Below are 15819 nucleotides of genomic sequence, written 5' to 3' on the forward strand. Positions count from 1 at the left end.
TGGCCATGCGACGGATGCCGAGTGGACTGATCGCGCTGGCGCTGGGTGGTTTCGGTATCGGTCTGACCGAGTTCCTGATCGCCGGGCTGCTGCCGCAGGTGGCGTCGAGTTTCGACGTGTCCGAGGCGGCCGCGGGCCGGCTGATCTCCGGGTACGCGTTGAGTGTCGCGGTCGGCGCGATCGCGCTGACCGCGGCGACGGCTCGGCTGCCCCGCAAGCAGGTTCTGGCCGGCCTGGTGGCGCTGTTCGTCGTCGGCAACCTGATGTCCGCGATCGCGCAGAACTACGAGGTGATGCTTCTCGGCCGGATCGTCGCCGCGTTGTGCCACGGTTCGTTCTTCGGTATCGGCTCGCTGGTCGCGCGCGGTCTGGTCGCGCCGGAGAGGAAGTCCCGCGCGGTGGCGGTCATGTTCGCCGGGCTGACGGTGGCGAACGTGCTGGGCGTGCCGTTCGGTGCGCTGGTCGGTGAACGCTGGGGCTGGCGGGCCGCCTTCTGGGCGGTCACCGCGATCGGCGTGCTCGCGCTGGCGGGAATCGTCACCCTCGTCCCCGGTGGCGCGGGAGAGGCGCGGCCGTCGCCGGTGACGGACCCCTCGGAGCCGACACCACCCAGTAGCCTGCGGGCCCAGTTCCGTGCGTTCCGGTCCTGGCAGGTCTGGCTGACGCTGACGGCCACCGCACTCGGCTACGGCGGGATGTTCGGCGCGTTCAGCTACATCGCCTACACGTTCACCGAGGTCGGCGGCTTCTCGTCGGCGGACGTCGCCTGGTTGCTGATGGTGTACGGCGTCGGCCTGGTCGTCGGGAACCTGGTCGGCGGGCGAGCGGCCGACCGCGACCGTGACCGCGCCCTGGTCCTGTCCCTGCTCGGACTCGCCGTCACCCTGGCCGTGTTCGGTCTGCTGGCCACCAGCGCCGCCGCGTCGGTGGTGCTGGTGTTCCTGATGGGAGTGACCGGGTTCGCCAGTGTGCCCGGCATGATCACTCGCGTCACCGACTACGCGCACGGAGCGGCTCTGGCCGCCAGTGCCAACGTGTCCGCGTCCAACCTCGGCAACGCCCTCGGTGCCTGGCTCGGCGGCCTCGCCATCACCGCGGGCCTCGGTTACACCTCCCCGCTCTACGTCGGCGCCGGCATCGTCCTGGCCTCTGTCGTCGTCATGGCCGTTGCCGCACACCGGGCAAGCTCGTCCGCGCGGCAGTTGGAGCACCGCGAGTGAGGGGATGCCGGTCGGCCGACGACCACCGGGCCCTACCTGCACGACCTGTCGGCCTGCCGGCCTGGAACGCCCTGCCCGTCGAGGCGCAGGAACCGACCTGTTCCGCCAGTTCCTCGATCCCGGTCGGCTGCTCCATGTCTCGCCCCCCCAAGAGGCCGCTCAGCGTTCGGTCTTCTGCAGCGCGGGCTCGGGTATCCGGTCCACGGCCTGGGCGTCCGTGTCGCCGCTCCGGTGTTTTGCCCGCTGGATCTGTTCGTAGACGTGGGCGCGCAGTTCGGCGAAGCGGGGGCTGGAGCGAGTGTGCAACTGGTCGCGCTCGTCGGGGAGATCGATGGTGACGTCCTCCTGTACGACGGTCGGCGACTTGGACAGGATGATGGTGCGCTGGCCAAGGTAGACGGCCTCGTCGATGTCATGGGTGACGAACAGGACGGTGACCCCCAACTCCCGCCACAAGCGCCGGACAAGGTCCTCGAGTTCGGCGCGTGTCTGCGCGTCGACGGCCGCGAAGGGCTCGTCCATGAGCAGGACCTTCGGTTCGAAGGCGACGGCGCGGGCGATGGCGACGCGCTGCTGCATACCGCCCGACAGCTGCCAGGGGTAGGCCTCGTGGGCGTCGGCCAGGCCGACCACCTCCAGTGCGTGGTCCACGAGTTCCCGTGTCCGGGCCTTGCCCAGCTTCTTGCGGCGCAGTGGCAGGGCGACGTTGTCGCGGACGTTCATCCAGGCGAACAGCGAGCGGCCGTACTCCTGGAAGACGACCGCCATCCCGGGCGGGGGCCCGTCGACCGGGCGTCCGTCCAGCAACACTTGGCCGTCGGTGGGGGCGAGCAGTCCCGCCATGCACTTCAGCAGCGTGGTCTTGCCGCATCCCGACGGCCCGACCAGGCAGACGAGTTCACCGGCACCGATATGGAACGTCAGGTTCCGCACGGCTTCGACGTGACGGTTGCGTCCGGTGTAGATCTTCTGCAGGTTGCGTACGTCGAGCATCGACGGCTCCGTTTCAGGGGTTGCGCTGGGCGCGGCGCAGGCCGTGGTACCAGGCCAGGACCCGGTTCTCGGCGAACCGGAAGAGCAGGGACAGGAGGAAGCCGAGGATGCCGAGCAGCAGTACGCCGCTCCACATCTCAGGGATCGCGAACGAGCGCTGGAACTGCACGATCGTGAAGCCCAGGCCGTTGCTGGCGGCGAACATCTCGCTGATGACCATGAGGATGATCCCGATCGACAGGGCCTGGCGCATACCCGTGACGATCTGCGGGCTCGCCGCGCGCAGCACCAGATGCCGCAGCCGGGCGGTGCCGGTGATGCCGTAGGACCGGCAGGTGTCGCTGAGCACCTCGTCCACGGCGCGGACGCCTTCGACGGTGTTGAGCAGGATCGGCCACACGCAGCCGCTGACGATGACGATGACCTTCATGGTGTCGCCGATGCCGGCGAACAGCATGATCACCGGGACGAGCACCGGCGGCGGGATGGCCCGGAAGAGTTCGAGGACCGGCTCCAGGACGTCCCGTACGGCCCGCCGCATGCCGACCAGCAGGCCGAGGCCCACCCCGACCACCACGGCGAGGAGGTAGCCGGCCGCGAGGCGCAGGAGACTCGGGACGACGTCGGACAGCAGCCGCTCCCCCGTCCAGACCTTCCCGAAGGCTTCCAGGATGGCGGACAGAGGCGGGACGTAGAAGTCGGTGCTGTCGGCGGTGGCGTACCACCAGACGGCGAAGAGGACGGCGGGCAGGCCCAGGAGAAGCAGGGCGCGTCGCAGGACGTTGAGGACGGTCATGCGGACACCTCCAGGCGGACGGACTGGTGCCAGTGCAGCGCCCGTCGCTCGACCGCTCGCGCGACCAGGTTGACGGCGACGCCGAGCAGCCCGGTGACCAGGACCAGGGCGTACACCTGCGGCACGGCTCCGGACGTCTGCGCGACGGCGATCTCCTGGCCGAGACCGGGTGCGCCGATGACGAGTTCGGCGGTGACGGCGAGGATGAGGGCGACAGTGGCAGCCAGCCGTACGCCCGTCATCACGTACGGCAGGGCGGTGGGCCACATGACGTGGCGCAGCCGTCCCCAGGTGCCGAGCCGATAGCTGCGGGCGGTGTCGTCGGCGACCGGGTCGACGTCCTGGATGCCGGCCAGGACCTGGACGAGGACCTGCCAGAAGGAGGCGTACACCACGAGCAGGAGCTTCGATCTGAGATCGGCGCCGTAGAGCAGTACGGCTATCGGGATCAGGGCGACGGAGGGGATGGGGCGCAGAAACTCGATGGTGGAGGCGGTGACCGCGCGCAGTACGGGTACGGAGCCGATGACCAGTCCGGCCACCACGCCCGCCACGACGGAGATGGCCAGGCCCAGGCCCCAGCCGGTGAGGGTGTCGCCGAGCGCGGTCCAGAACGTCTGTTCGGCGAGCAGGTGCCACAGCGCGCGGACGGTCTCCGAGGCCGGTGGCAGATAGTCGGCCGACACCAGGCCGGTATGCGGCAGCACTTCGAGTACGGCGACGAGCCCGGCGAGTCCGGCCAGGCCGCGCAGCGGGGTGACGGCCCGCTCCGGCAGCCGCCGGGCGCGGGCCCCGCCGGGACCGGTGCCGGTCCCGGCGGGGTCCGCCGCCTCGGTGGTGACAGTGACGCGGGTCATGAGAACAGGGCGTTCAGGTCGGGCTTCTTGCCGTCGAAGAGCCCGTCCGTCTCCCCGAGGGAGGCCAGCTTCTGCAGCGAGGCCATGTCGATCTCCGCAGGCCAGTTGGGCAGCGTGAGCTTGTTCAGGACATCGCCGCTGATCTTCGTGTAGGTGGTGAGGATCTGGCGTGCCTCGTCCGGGTGGTCGGTGGCGTACTGGAGCGACTCGCTCATGGCCGCGGCGAACTTCTTCACCAGGTCGGGCTTCTGCTTCGTGAGCTGGGTGGAGGTGAAGTAGGTCGCCACGGTGAGCTTGGGGTCCGTCTCGGCGAACGGCGAGGCCACGACGCGGGCGCCCTGCGCCTTGGCGATCGTCATCGCGGGATCGCCCATCCAGGCGGCGTCCACCCGCCCGGCGTCCAGTGCGGCCGGCATCTGGTCGAACGGCATTTCGACGAACTTGACCTTCGACGGGTCCCCGCCGGCCAGCCGCACCGATTCACGCACCGTGGTGGACCCGATGTTCTGCAGGGTGTTGACGGCGACCGTGCGACCGGCGAGGTCCTTGGCCGACTTGATCGAACTGTCCTTCTTGACGGCCACACCGGTGACGTCTGCCCCGACCTTGCCGTTGGAGGCCGCACCGTTGACCACGGACTTGATCGGTACGCCCTTGACCTGGGCGATCATCAGCGACGTGGTGTTGCTGAACCCGAACTGGAACTGATCGCTCACCACACCGGGGATGATCGCCGCGCCGCCCTGGGCGCTCACCATCTCCAGTTCGATGCCCCGGCTGCTGAAGAACCCCTTCTTCTGGCCCAGATAGAGCGGGGCCACATCGATGATGGGGATGATGCCGACCTTGACCTGTGTGGTCTTGCCGCCGTCCGAGGACGACGAACCACTGGCTGCCGGGTCGGACGACCCGCATCCGGCCACGCCGACAACGGTGATCACTACTGCGGCAAGCCCGAGAACGCGCCTTTGCATGGGCCCCTCCTGACGGAAGCAACGCTGAATATGTGTCCGCCCCGAGGTGACGGAACGAGTCGCGCGGACTTGCGACCCCAAATGTTGTGCACTTTCTTGACGGCCGCAATGTACACACCTATGTTCGCGCTGTCAGCACTCCGGACAAGACAGGCTCCGAGAACTTCGACGAGCACCGGCCACGGCCCAACGAGGCCCAGTCAAAAGGGAGTTCCATCCGTGCAGCGCTGTACGAGAATCCGCGGCCTCGTCGGCCCCACGTCCCCGTGACCTGGCCTGTCCCCCCTGGGGCCGGGGACCCTCCGGGCGGCCGTACCCTTTCCGACGTGCACGACGAGAACCCACAGGCCGCCGGGGAAACCTCCGCCGGACCACAGCTGCGCCCCCAGTCGCTCCTGTTCGCCTTCTTCGGCAGCTACGTTCTGGAGGAGGGGCTCGGGCCTGTGTACTCGGGCAGCATCATCGATGTTCTCGCCCGCGCCGGAGTCGGGGAACACGCCGTCCGGTCCACCCTCACCCGCATGGTCAACCGGGGTCTGCTGCAGCGCCAGCGTCAGGGACGCAGGATGCACTTCGGTCTGACCCCGCAGACGGAACAGATCCTCTGGGACGGCAAGCGACGCCTCTGGCAGACCGGCGCCGTCAACGACGACTGGGACGGCACCTGGACGCTGCTCGGCTTCTCGCTGCCCGAATCCTGGCAGCGCCAGCGGCACGATCTGCGCTCCCGGCTCACCTGGTCGGGCTTCGGCGCCCTGTACAGCGGGCTGTGGATCGCGCCCGGTGACATCGACGCCTCCTCACTGGTCTCCGAGCTCGGCCTCGCCGCCCACGTCAAGATCTTCCACGCCAGGGCGGACGACGCCACCGACATCGGCCTGATGATCCGCGACACCTGGGACCTGGGCGGCGTCGGCGCCCGGTACGCCGACTTCGACAAGCGCTGGTCCGCCTGGCCCGGCACCGATTCCGGCGACCCGCTCGGTGTCCGACTGCGCGTGATCAGCGAATGGCTGGACACGATCCGCACGGACCCACGGCTGCCCGCCGGTCACCTGCCGCCCGACTGGCCGGCCCGCGCGGCCCAGGAAACCTTCCACCGCATCGCGCAACAGACCGACACCCCCGCCCGCCGGATGGTCACCGAACTCCTGGCAGCACAGACCGCCACGCCGAAGGGCTGCCCGTAGCGGAGTACCGGCTCCGGTTCGGTTCGCAGCCACGCGCCGGCTTCACCGCCGAGCTGGACGTCCTCGCCGCGACCACGACTGCCCCTACTGCCCGTTCGCGTGTTCACCCCGTCCGGCGAGGGACTGGTCCGTTCTGGTACCGGCGCACACTCGTGGAGCTCTCGCACCAGCCGCATGTGCGCCGGGTCGCCATCCGGACCAACCTGAGCTGCCGCACCGGCCGGCTGGCGGACGCGGACCGCGACACGGTCGCTCCGTGGCGCACCTGCCATCCCGGGCAGACGCCGTCCACTTCAGCATCGGCATCGTCGGCGTACCTGAGCATCCGGAACACGCGCGACGTCTGCGCGCGGAGCTGCCGGACCAGTCTGTCTGTGGGTGAACACGACCGAAGGGCACACCTACGCCGACGAGCAGGCCGGTGAGCGGACCGCGCTGGACCCGCTCTTCCCGTTCAGCCGTCACCCGCACCGCTCGGCGGACCTGCCGTGCCGCACGGGTGAGCAGGTGCTCTCGGTGGACGGTGAGGGCACGGTGCGCCGCTGTCATTTCGTCCGCGCGGAGCTGGGCAATCGGTATGACGGTTCCTACCGTGCCGCCCGGAGACACTGCCGCTGTGCGACGTGTTCGCGGGCGGCATCCTGGAACGCGTTCCGCGGACCCTCCCGGACCGGCCGCTCCTGCCGCTGGTCCCGTCCGAGTTGGCGTCGACGGCGGCTGCCGTGACAGGGTCGCCTGAGTCGTGAACGTGCTGTTGGTGAGAGGAAGTTCGTGGACACGCAGACCTGGGACGCACTGGCCGCCTCGATGAAGAACGCGTACACCGCGGGCCTGGGCGAGGGGGCGGTGCCCCGCCCGGTCATCATGCCGCTGGTCCGCGGCGAACTGGTCGGCCTGATCTGGCTGCGTCCCGTCGACACCGGCAAGGACGCGCTCACCGGCATCGCCCAGCTGTCGAACATCGCCGCGGCGGCGGGAGCCGACGAGGTCGTCCTCGCCTGGGAGACCCAGGACGTCGCCACCGTCTGCGAGTTGCCGGTCACCGACCCGGCGCCATGCCTGAACATGGTGCACGCGACGAAGGACGGCCACACGCTGCACCGCTTCCCCTACACCGAGCGGGCCCTCGCGCACTCCCCCGAGGGCCCGGCCGCGGTCGAGCCCCAGTGGCTGCCCGCGGCCGAACCCCAGCCGGGCGGCAAACTGATCCCCCCGGTCCGGGCCGCGGTCGACTACTCCTTCATCCCGCTCGAAATCGACCACCCCTCCCCCTTCGGCGTCACCGTCGTCCTCATGGAGGAGGACGGCTACAGCGTCCGCCTGACCGAGGCGTTCGCCCTCTGACGACCGGCGTCGGCCGCCGTCATCGCTTCGTGGGGGCGCGGTGGCCCGGCGACGCGCCCAGCGGTACCGGCGTGCCCGTCCTTCGGATCCGTGCCGGTTTCAATACACCCGGTGTGATCCCGCGCCCGAGCCGCTCACACCCCGACCCGACCGGAAGTGATGCCAGCCATGACCGAACTGCCCACCGAATCGTCCGAATCCGCGGTCGTGGTCACCGGAGCCACGGGAGCCCTCGGCGGACGCGTCGCCCGCCGCCTCGCCCAGCAGGGCGTCGCGCAGCGGCTGCTGGTGCGCGACCTCGAACGGGCGCCCGACCTGCCCGGTGCGTCGGCGATCCTCGGCGGTTTCGTCGACCACGACGCCGTCGTCCGTGGACTGCGCGGCGCTAAGACCGTGTTCATGGTGTCCGCCTCCGAGAGTGCCGACCGGCTCGACCAGCACAAGGCCTTCGTGGACAGCGTGGCCGAGGCGGGTGTCGAGCACCTGGTGTACGTGTCCTTCTTCGGCGCCGCGCCCTATGCGACGTTCACCCTGGCCCGCGACCACTTCCACACCGAGGAGCACATCCGCACCAGCGGGATGGCGTACACCTTCCTGCGCGACAACATGTACGCGGAGTTCGTCCCCCAGCTGGCCGGTGCGGACGGTGTGATCCGTGGTCCGGCCGGGCAGGGGCGGGCCGGCTTTGTCTCCCAGGACGACATCGCCGACGCGGCGGCCGCGATCCTGACCCGTCCGGGCGACCACACCGGTGCCGTCTACGACCTGACCGGGCCCGAGTCCCTGACGTTGGACGACGCCGCCGGCATCGTGTCCGAGGTGCTCGGCCGCAGCATCACCTACCACCCCGAGACAGTCGAGGAGGCATACGCCTCCCGCGCCTCCTACGGTGCGCCGCCGTGGCAGCTCGACGCCTGGGTGTCCACCTACACGGCCATCGCGGCCGGCCAACTCGACGGTGTCAGCGACGCGGTGCCCTTCCTCACCGGCCGCCCCGCCACGTCCTTGGCGGACGTCATTCGCGCCACCGTCGCTTCTTGACCCACTCCTCGGAGTACCTCCGCCGAAGGACACGCCAGTGGTACCGGGGTACCACTGCGCTGCCGAAGTGTCCCCTGTGGTCCCAGGGCCGCGGCCTGCCGTTCTCGTAGCTTCGACATCAGACGCCGCGATACGTCCGCGGCCGTGTTCGAGGCGGGAAAGGCCACTTCCATGATCGAAGCGCGTGAGCTGACCAAGCGGTACGGCGACAAGACGGTCGTCGATCACTTGAGCTTCAGCGTCAAACCGGGAGAGGTGACCGGCTTCCTGGGGCCCAACGGAGCGGGCAAGTCCACGACCATGCGCATGATCATCGGGTTGGACTCCCCCACCGGCGGCTCGGTCACGGTCAACGGACGCTCCTACGCACAGCACGGGGCGCCGTTGCACGAGGTCGGCTCTTTGCTGGAGGCCAAGTCCGTCCACCCGGGGCGCACAGCGTTCAACCATCTGATGGCGCTGGCGCACACCCACGGCATCGCGCGCCGCCGGGTGGACGAGGTCATCGAGCTGGCGGGTCTGACAAGCGTGGCCGGCAAGCGGGTGGGCGCCTTCTCGCTCGGCATGGGCCAGCGGCTCGGCATCGCCTCGGCCCTTCTCGCCGACCCGGCGATCGTCATGCTCGACGAACCGGTCAACGGCCTCGACCCCGAGGGCGTGCTGTGGGTACGCAACCTGCTGCGCTCCCTGGCCGACGAGGGGCGGGCGGTGATGCTCTCCTCGCACCTGATGAGCGAGACCGCGCTGATCGCCGACCACCTCGTGATCATCGGCCGCGGCCGGCTCCTCGCGGACACCACGGTCGACGACTTCACCCGGGACGCCGGCGGCGGAGGCGTGAAGGTCGTCACCGCCGAGACCACGACGCTGCGCTCACTGCTGGCGGGCCCCGACGTCACCATCAGCTCCTCCTCCACCGAGGAACTGCTGGTGTCCGGACGCAGCGCCCGCGAGATCGGGGCGATCGCCGCCCGGCACGGGGTACCGCTGTACGAACTCACCCCGCAGGCCGTCTCGTTGGAGGAGGCCTTCATGGCCCTCACCCACGATGCCGTCGAGTACCAGAGCGCCCCCGCCGAGACCGCCCGAAAGGCCGCCTGATGACTGCCGACATCCTGTCCGCGGCTCCTGCCCGCACGACGGTGCACAAGGTCACCACCCGCCGGGTACTTCGTTCGGAGTGGGCCAAGTTCTGGTCGCTGCGCTCCAGCTGGATCACCCTGGGCGTCGCCCTCGTCCTGCTCATCGTCTTCGGGGCGATCGCCGCCGCCACCTACAGTCCGGACGCCCCGGTGGCCGACGGGCCGCCCGGACCGGGTTCCGGCGGCATCAGCGACGCGGTCAGCCTGGCCCTGACCGGTGTCACCTTCGCGTCGCTGGCCGTCGGAGTGCTCGGGGTGCTGCTCGCCGCGGGCGAGTACACCACCGGCATGATCCGCTCCACGCTCGCCGCGGTGCCCCGCAGACTGCCCGTCCTGTGGTCGAAGAGCGCCGTGATCGGCTCCGTCGCGCTGGTCCTCACCACCATCGCCGCGCTGGCCGCCTTCCAGCTCGGCACGCTGGGCCTCGACGGTGAGAAGATCGCCCTTTCCATGAGCGACGACGGGGTGCTGCGCAGCCTGGCCGGCGCCGGCGTCTATCTCGGCCTGGTCGCGGTGTTCGGTGTGGCCCTGGGTGTGCTGCTGCGCTCCTCCGCAGGGGCCATCGCGGCCCTGGTCGGCGTCCTGCTCATCCTGCCCGGCCTGGCCTCGCTGCTGCCCGACTCCTGGTACGACACGATCAACCCGTACTTCCCCGGCAACGCGGGCTCGGCCGTCTTCGCCCTGCACCAGTCCTCCGACGCCCTCTCCCCCGGCGCGGGAATCGCCGTCTTCGCCGGCTGGGTGGCGCTGACCCTCGCCGGGGCGGCCTACCGGCTGGTCCGCGGCGACGCGTGAGCCACGGGGCGAGGACAATGAGGACCATGAGCCCCGAGCCGGCGGCAGCCGCCGCGCACCCGACCCGGGGGACGGCACTTCCGCCGTCCCCCGGGTTCGACGCCGCCTGGACACACCCGCTGCTGGGCCGGCTGCTGCGCGACCAGAACCGCCGGCAGCGGTTGGACCGGCGGCATCCATGGCTCCTCGACACCGCGGTGGTGCTCTTCGTCGCTTTCGTCAGCCTGCCCGATCTGATCTCCCGCGACAACGACGGTCCCTTCCGGGAGGCGGTCGACAACGACACGTATCCGCTGGTCGTCCTGTTCGCCTTCGCCGTCGCACTCATCGTGCCGCTGTGGTGGCGGCGCAGAGCCCCGGCCGCCACCTTCTTCGTGATCGCGCTGGTGTCCTTCGTCCAGTGGTCCCTGGGCATCTGGCAGCAGGCCGGACTCAGCACACTCGTGGCCCTGTACACCCTGGCCGTGCACGGGTCGTTGCGGAAACTGGGCTGGGCCGCCGCGGTGACCGGCGTCGAGGTCGCTCTGGCGGTGTGCCTCCTGATGCCCGTCGAACATCCGCTGCTCAGCATGTTCTTCCTGCTGGGAACGGCAACCGCGGCCATCGCCGTCGGCCTGACACTCCGGATCCGCCGGATGTACCTGGCGGCGCTGGAGGACCGCGCCGGACGCCTGGAGGTCGAGCGTGACCAACGCGTCCGGCTCACCGCCGCCGCCGAGCGCTCCCGCGTCGCACGCGAGATGCACGACATCGTCGGCCACAACCTCTCCGTCATGGTCTCCCTCGCCGACGGCGCCGCGACCCTGGCCACCAACCGGGGCGAACAGTCGGCCGAAGCACTGCGGATCCTCGGCGACACCGGCCGCCAGGCCATGGGCGAACTCCGCCGCGTGCTGGGCGTCCTGCGCGAGGAACAGGAAGACGTACGGATGCTCAGCCCACAGCCCGGCATCCGGGATCTGGACCCCCTGCTGGCCCGGGTCCGCGCGGCGGGGCTGACGGTGACCTACCGGACGGTGGGCGAGCTCGAGCCACTGACCAGCGGCGTCCAGCTCACCGTCTACCGCATCGTCCAGGAAGCGCTGACCAACACGCTCAGGCACGCGGGTACGGGCTCCGCCGCCGAGGTCACCGTGACCGCGGACGCCGGCCAGGTGCGGATCCGCGTCGCCGACACGGGCGTACCGCCGGGCGCGCCCACACCCGCGCAGTCGGCACCGCGGACCGGCGACACCGGCCATGGGGTGGTCGGCATCCGCCAGCGGGCCGCCATGTACGGCGGTGCCGTCGTCATCGGACCGCGCGACACCGGCCACGGCTGGCTCGTGGACGTCGTGCTCGATGCGCCCGCACCCGCCGCGCCTGCCTCGTCCGCAGCGGGAGAGCAGCTGCCATGACCACCGTGCTGATCGCCGACGACCAGCCTCTGCAGCGCATGGGCTTCCGCATGCTCATCGAGGGCACCCCCGGGCTGACTCCGGTCGGCGAGGCCGCGCACGGCGCCGAAGCTGTCCGCCTGGCCTCTGAACTGCGCCCCGACGTCGTCCTCATGGACATCCGCATGCCCGGCATGGACGGCCTGGAGGCCACCCGCCGCATCATCGCCACCGGTGGCCGCACTCGCGTCCTCATCGTGACCACCTTCGACCTCGACGAGTACGCCTACGAAGGCCTGCGGGCCGGCGCCAGCGGCTTTCTGCTCAAGGACGCCCGCCCCGAGGAGCTCGTCGCCGGCATCCACGCGGTCGCGACCGGCGACGCGGTCGTGGCTCCCCGTCTGACCCGTCGGCTACTGGACGCCTACGCCCACCAGGTCCTCGCCCCGACCGGCGCACCTACGGCAGTCGACCCCCGGTTGCAGGCGCTCAGCGATCGCGAACGCGAGGTGCTCGTCGCCGTCGCGCAGGGCTGGACCAACAGCGAGATCGCCGAGCGGCTCGTCCTCACCGAGTCCACCGTCAAGAAGCACGTCGGCCGCGTCCTCGCCAAGATCGGCGCCCGTGACCGCATCCAGGCCGTGATCACGGCGTACGACGCCGGACTGGTCAGGGCCAAGCCGTAGCCCGCCCGGCAGGGATGCGGCGCCGGCGTCAGCGGCCCTTGCGTACCCGGGCCGCGGCACGGGCTTCCGCGGTCTTGCGGGCCTCGGCGGCTTTGCGGGACTCCTTGGCGGGGCGGCCCGGGCGGGTGCCGAGGCCGCGGAAGGGGGCATTGCCGGTGTTCGTCTTCGTCGCGGTCGGCGGGCGTTTCGCGCCGGTGATCGCGGTCAGCTTCTCCTCGCCGGAGCGCACCTGTGCGACCGTCGGACGGATCCCGGCGTCGGACATCATCCGGTTCACATCGCGCCGCTGGTTGGGGGTGACCAGGGTGACCACCTTCCCGGACTCCCCCGCACGCGCCGTACGCCCACCGCGGTGCAGGTAGTCCTTGGCGTCGGCCGGCGGGTCGACGTTGACGACGAGGTCGAGGGCGTCGATGTGAATGCCCCGCGCGGCGACGTTGGTAGCCACCAGAACGGTGATCTCGCCGTCCTTGAACTGGCCGAGCGTGTGCGTGCGTTGGGGCTGCGACTTACCGCTGTGCAGAGCGCCGGCCCGAACTCCGCTGGCCCGCAGGTGACGGGTGAACTGGTCCACGCCGGTCTTGGTGTCCAGGAACATCAGTACCCGGCCGTCCCGTGCCGCGATCTCCGTCGCGGTCGCGTACTTGTCGGCGGCGTGGATGTTCAGCACGTGGTGTTCCATCGTGGTGACCGAGCCCGCCACCCGGTCGACCGTGGCGAGCACCGGGTCGTGGAGGTGGTCGCGTACCAGCTGGTCAACGTTGCGGTCGAGCGTCGCCGAGAACAGCAGCCGCTGTCCCTCGGAGGGGAGCTGGTCCATGATGTCCGAAACCTGGGGCAGGAACCCCAGGTCACACATCTGGTCCGCCTCGTCCAGCACCGTGATCCGCACGTGGTTCAGGACGCAGTCCCGGCGCGACACCAGGTCGGTCAGCCGTCCCGGTGTCGCGATGACCACCTCGGCCCCGGTCCGCAGCTCCGCCTGCTGCCGGTTGATCGACAGCCCGCCGACCACCGTCGCCAGTCGTACGCCGAGTGTCCGCGCGTACGGCGCCAGCGCGTCGCCCACCTGCTGCGCGAGTTCCCGGGTCGGCACCAGCACCAGTGCGAGCGGCCTCTTGGACTCCGCGCGCCGGCCCGCCGTCCGGACGAGCAGCGCGAGTCCGAAGGCGAGCGTCTTGCCGGAGCCGGTGCGGGCGCGGCCCAGGACATCGCGGCCGGCCAGCGCGTCGGGCAGGGTCGCCGCCTGGATGGGGAAGGGCTCCGTGACCCCGAGGCCCGTCATCGTCTCCATGAGCTCCGGCGGCAGCCCGAGCGCGTCGAAGGACGCGGCCGGTGGCAGGCCCGGGGACACCGTCTTCGGGATGGCGAACTCGCCCTGCGGCACTGTGGCAGCCGACGGTTTGGCGTTCATGAGGAACCTTCCTGGTCTGACGCCTCCAACGCGCCGGGGCCCGTACCCCTTGGTACGGGCCCCGGCGGTGTCGAAGCGTGACCCCATTTTATCAGCGGCGGCACCGGGATTCAGCTGCCCGGGTGCTGAATGCGTTCGTATTCCTCTATTGGACCTCTGAGCGTCGGCAGGCAAGGCTGGAGCGCGTCCCTTACTTCGCGACATTCGAAAGAGGCCACGAGCACATGCACACTCGACGCATCGGTGACGCTGAGGTCAGCGCGATCGGTCTGGGCGGGATGCCCATGTCGATCGAGGGGCGGCCGGACGAGGCCCGTTCCCTCGCCACCATCCACGCCGCGCTCGACGCGGGCCTGACACTGATCGACACGGCGGACGCCTACCACCTGGGCGCCGACGAGGTCGGTCACAACGAAACCCTCATCGCCAAGGCGCTGGCCTCCCACGAGCGCGGGCCGGATGTCCTGGTCGCCACCAAGGGCGGTCATCTGCGTCCCGGTGACGGCAGTTGGACCCTGGACGGCTCCCCGGCACACATCAGGGAGGCGTGCGAGGCCTCGCTGCGCCGCCTGGGCGTGGAGGCCATCGGGCTGTACCAGTTCCATCGCCCCGACCCCGAGGTCCCGTACGAGGAGTCGGTCGGCGCGGTCCGGGACCTGCTCGACGAGGGCAAGATCCGTATGGCGGGAGTCTCCAACGCCGACCCGGACCAGATCCGGCTGGCGAACGAGATCCTCGGCGGACGTCTGGTCGCCGTGCAGAACCAGTTCTCCCCGGCGTTCCGCTCCAGCGAACCGGAGCTTCGGCTGTGCGACGAGCTGGGCATCGCGTTCCTGCCCTGGAGTCCGCTCGGCGGCATCTCCCGCGCCGGTGGGCTCGGTTCGGCGTACGCCCCCTTCGCCCGCATCGCGGCGGCCCACGGCGTCAGTCCGCAGCGAGTGTGCCTGGCCTGGATGCTCGCCAAGTCACCGGTGGTCGTCCCGATCCCCGGTGCCAGCCGCCCGGAGACCATCCGCGACTCCGCGGCCGCCGTGGACCTGGTGCTCTCCGCCGAGGAGTCGGCCGAGCTGGACGCCGTCTGACATTCCCTGGACGCCCGGCCCGCCTGACCGAGCGTCCTTGACGCGGGTTTGAACAACCCGACGGCTGTTCATGTCCGACGGCGTCCTAAAGTCTCCCCCGGCCTCCAAGTGAGCGCCCAGTACTCAGTTCGCACATCATGGGGGGATCGGCGTGAGACGTCGATGGGTGAAGGTTCTGGTGATCACGGTCGTGGTGCTCGCCGTGCTGTTCACGGCTGCCGACCGGGTAGCCGTGCACTACGCCGACAAGGAGGCCGCGCAGCTCGCCGAGGAGAAGTACGGCTACGGCAACACCACCGACGGCCACCTGGACGTGTCGATCGAGGGCTTTCCCTTCCTGACCCAGCTGGCCGGCGAGAGCTTCGGTCATGTGGCGCTGACGGCGAGCCGGTTCTCCATCGACACCACGAGCAATATCCAGGGCGGCTATCTGCACATCGACCGGCTCCACCTGGACCTGCGTGATGTGCGGGTGACGTCGCTGACAGCGCGCAGCGCCGAGGCGAACCTCGCCACCGGCACCATGACTCTCTCGTACGAGGAACTGTCCGGAGTGCTGACCCGGCTCGCGGGCCACGGAGGCCCCTTGCAGGTCTCCCGGGCGCCGGGGTCGAACGGCCAGGCGGCACGCGTCAAGGTCTCGGGCACGGCGGGCGGGACGGCGCTGGACGCCACGGGCACGCTCCTGGCGCAGGGCACTGAGCTCTCCCTGACGGTCCCTGGTGTCGAAAGGGCCGGAATGGTCTGGCGGGTCGGCCTCCCGGAAGGCGTCGGCTTCGAAGCGGCGCGCGCCACCGCGGACGGCGTCGAGATCAGCCTCGTCGGTCACCAGGTGAGGCTCGGCTCGTCGCGCTTCGGAACGTGAGGCGGGTCCGTCAGCCGTCGGGGATGCCGACGCCGCCGAGTGCG

General features: G+C 70.4%; 15 protein-coding genes and 1 pseudogene. 11 read left to right on the forward strand and 5 right to left on the reverse strand.

Translation table 11 applies throughout. The features are described 5' to 3' along the window. Positions 1 to 14: 14 nt before the first annotated feature. Positions 15 to 1220, forward strand: a complete 1206-nt coding sequence (locus tag OG734_RS02140; protein WP_330293533.1) for an MFS transporter — start codon at positions 15 to 17, stop codon at positions 1218 to 1220. A gap of 159 nt (positions 1221 to 1379) precedes the next feature. Here the strand turns inward: OG734_RS02140 and OG734_RS02145 are convergent, their stop codons facing one another. The 4 genes from OG734_RS02145 to OG734_RS02160 are packed head-to-tail and all read right to left on the reverse strand — an operon-like array spanning position 1380 to position 4840. Next, positions 1380 to 2213, reverse strand: coding sequence for an ABC transporter ATP-binding protein (locus OG734_RS02145; RefSeq protein WP_330285742.1), 834 nt, complete (start codon positions 2211 to 2213; stop codon positions 1380 to 1382). 13 nt (positions 2214 to 2226) lie between these two features. Next, positions 2227 to 3009, reverse strand: coding sequence for an ABC transporter permease (locus OG734_RS02150; protein ID WP_330285743.1), 783 nt, complete (start codon positions 3007 to 3009; stop codon positions 2227 to 2229). After that, the gene (locus tag OG734_RS02155) at positions 3006 to 3866 is read right to left on the reverse strand and encodes an ABC transporter permease (protein WP_330285744.1); all 861 of its coding nucleotides are present in this window, start codon (positions 3864 to 3866) and stop codon (positions 3006 to 3008) included. The genes OG734_RS02150 and OG734_RS02155 overlap by 4 nt, the downstream gene beginning before the upstream one ends. Further along, complete coding sequence (locus OG734_RS02160; protein WP_330285745.1) at positions 3863 to 4840, reverse strand: ABC transporter substrate-binding protein; 978 nt, start codon at positions 4838 to 4840, stop codon at positions 3863 to 3865. The genes OG734_RS02155 and OG734_RS02160 overlap by 4 nt, the downstream gene beginning before the upstream one ends. A gap of 326 nt (positions 4841 to 5166) precedes the next feature. On the opposite strand from OG734_RS02160, the gene OG734_RS02165 reads away from it, so the two are divergent. The 8 genes and pseudogenes from OG734_RS02165 to OG734_RS02200 all read left to right on the forward strand — a co-directional run bounded on the left by OG734_RS02165 (position 5167) and on the right by OG734_RS02200 (position 12414). Then, positions 5167 to 6030, forward strand: a complete 864-nt coding sequence (locus OG734_RS02165) for a PaaX family transcriptional regulator (protein ID WP_330285746.1) — start codon at positions 5167 to 5169, stop codon at positions 6028 to 6030. 99 nt (positions 6031 to 6129) lie between these two features. Beyond that, a pseudogene (locus OG734_RS02170) lies at positions 6130 to 6776 on the forward strand (STM4011 family radical SAM protein); the annotation flags it as partial. Between the two features lie 25 nt (positions 6777 to 6801). Next, positions 6802 to 7374, forward strand: coding sequence for a hypothetical protein (locus OG734_RS02175; RefSeq protein WP_330285747.1), 573 nt, complete (start codon positions 6802 to 6804; stop codon positions 7372 to 7374). A 168-nt stretch (positions 7375 to 7542) separates the two neighbouring features. After that, entirely contained in the window at positions 7543 to 8415 is an 873-nt protein-coding gene (locus OG734_RS02180) for an SDR family oxidoreductase (RefSeq protein WP_330285748.1), read from the forward strand. A 171-nt stretch (positions 8416 to 8586) separates the two neighbouring features. Next, positions 8587 to 9516 carry an ABC transporter ATP-binding protein gene (locus OG734_RS02185; protein ID WP_330285749.1) on the forward strand — a complete coding sequence of 310 codons (930 nt, stop codon included), beginning with the start codon at positions 8587 to 8589 and terminating at the stop codon, positions 9514 to 9516. After that, positions 9516 to 10352: an ABC transporter permease gene (locus tag OG734_RS02190; RefSeq protein WP_330285750.1), complete on the forward strand. Its 837-nt coding sequence runs from the start codon at positions 9516 to 9518 to the stop codon at positions 10350 to 10352. The genes OG734_RS02185 and OG734_RS02190 overlap by 1 nt, the downstream gene beginning before the upstream one ends. A 26-nt stretch (positions 10353 to 10378) precedes the next feature. Further along, complete coding sequence (locus OG734_RS02195; RefSeq protein WP_330285751.1) at positions 10379 to 11749, forward strand: sensor histidine kinase; 1371 nt, start codon at positions 10379 to 10381, stop codon at positions 11747 to 11749. Next, on the forward strand, positions 11746 to 12414 hold the full coding sequence (locus OG734_RS02200; protein WP_330285752.1) for a response regulator transcription factor: 669 nt from the start codon (positions 11746 to 11748) through the stop codon (positions 12412 to 12414). The genes OG734_RS02195 and OG734_RS02200 overlap by 4 nt, the downstream gene beginning before the upstream one ends. Positions 12415 to 12442: 28 nt before the next feature. Here the strand turns inward: OG734_RS02200 and OG734_RS02205 are convergent, their stop codons facing one another. Then, complete coding sequence (locus tag OG734_RS02205) at positions 12443 to 13828, reverse strand: DEAD/DEAH box helicase (RefSeq protein ID WP_330285753.1); 1386 nt, start codon at positions 13826 to 13828, stop codon at positions 12443 to 12445. A gap of 224 nt (positions 13829 to 14052) precedes the next feature. Between OG734_RS02205 and OG734_RS02210 the strand changes: the two genes are divergently transcribed. Then, on the forward strand, positions 14053 to 14910 hold the full coding sequence (locus OG734_RS02210) for an aldo/keto reductase (RefSeq protein ID WP_330285754.1): 858 nt from the start codon (positions 14053 to 14055) through the stop codon (positions 14908 to 14910). Between the two features lie 151 nt (positions 14911 to 15061). Next, positions 15062 to 15775, forward strand: coding sequence for an LmeA family phospholipid-binding protein (locus OG734_RS02215; RefSeq protein ID WP_330285755.1), 714 nt, complete (start codon positions 15062 to 15064; stop codon positions 15773 to 15775). Positions 15776 to 15819 lie beyond the last annotated feature (44 nt).

Origin of the sequence: Streptomyces sp. NBC_00576 (assembly GCF_036345175.1) — a bacterium.
Lineage (GTDB): Bacteria > Actinomycetota > Actinomycetes > Streptomycetales > Streptomycetaceae > Streptomyces.

Coding starts and splice junctions, on each gene's coding strand:
- OG734_RS02140 (WP_330293533.1), top strand. CDS start 15: ATGCCGAGTGGACTGATCGCGCTGGCGCTGGGTGGTTTCGGTATCGGT.
- OG734_RS02210 (WP_330285754.1), top strand. CDS start 14,053: ATGCACACTCGACGCATCGGTGACGCTGAGGTCAGCGCGATCGGTCTG.
- OG734_RS02190 (WP_330285750.1), top strand. CDS start 9,516: ATGACTGCCGACATCCTGTCCGCGGCTCCTGCCCGCACGACGGTGCAC.
- OG734_RS02205 (WP_330285753.1), bottom strand. CDS start 13,828: ATGAACGCCAAACCGTCGGCTGCCACAGTGCCGCAGGGCGAGTTCGCC.
- OG734_RS02150 (WP_330285743.1), bottom strand. CDS start 3,009: ATGACCGTCCTCAACGTCCTGCGACGCGCCCTGCTTCTCCTGGGCCTG.
- OG734_RS02180 (WP_330285748.1), top strand. CDS start 7,543: ATGACCGAACTGCCCACCGAATCGTCCGAATCCGCGGTCGTGGTCACC.
- OG734_RS02185 (WP_330285749.1), top strand. CDS start 8,587: ATGATCGAAGCGCGTGAGCTGACCAAGCGGTACGGCGACAAGACGGTC.
- OG734_RS02195 (WP_330285751.1), top strand. CDS start 10,379: ATGAGCCCCGAGCCGGCGGCAGCCGCCGCGCACCCGACCCGGGGGACG.
- OG734_RS02160 (WP_330285745.1), bottom strand. CDS start 4,840: ATGCAAAGGCGCGTTCTCGGGCTTGCCGCAGTAGTGATCACCGTTGTC.
- OG734_RS02200 (WP_330285752.1), top strand. CDS start 11,746: ATGACCACCGTGCTGATCGCCGACGACCAGCCTCTGCAGCGCATGGGC.
- OG734_RS02145 (WP_330285742.1), bottom strand. CDS start 2,213: ATGCTCGACGTACGCAACCTGCAGAAGATCTACACCGGACGCAACCGT.
- OG734_RS02155 (WP_330285744.1), bottom strand. CDS start 3,866: ATGACCCGCGTCACTGTCACCACCGAGGCGGCGGACCCCGCCGGGACC.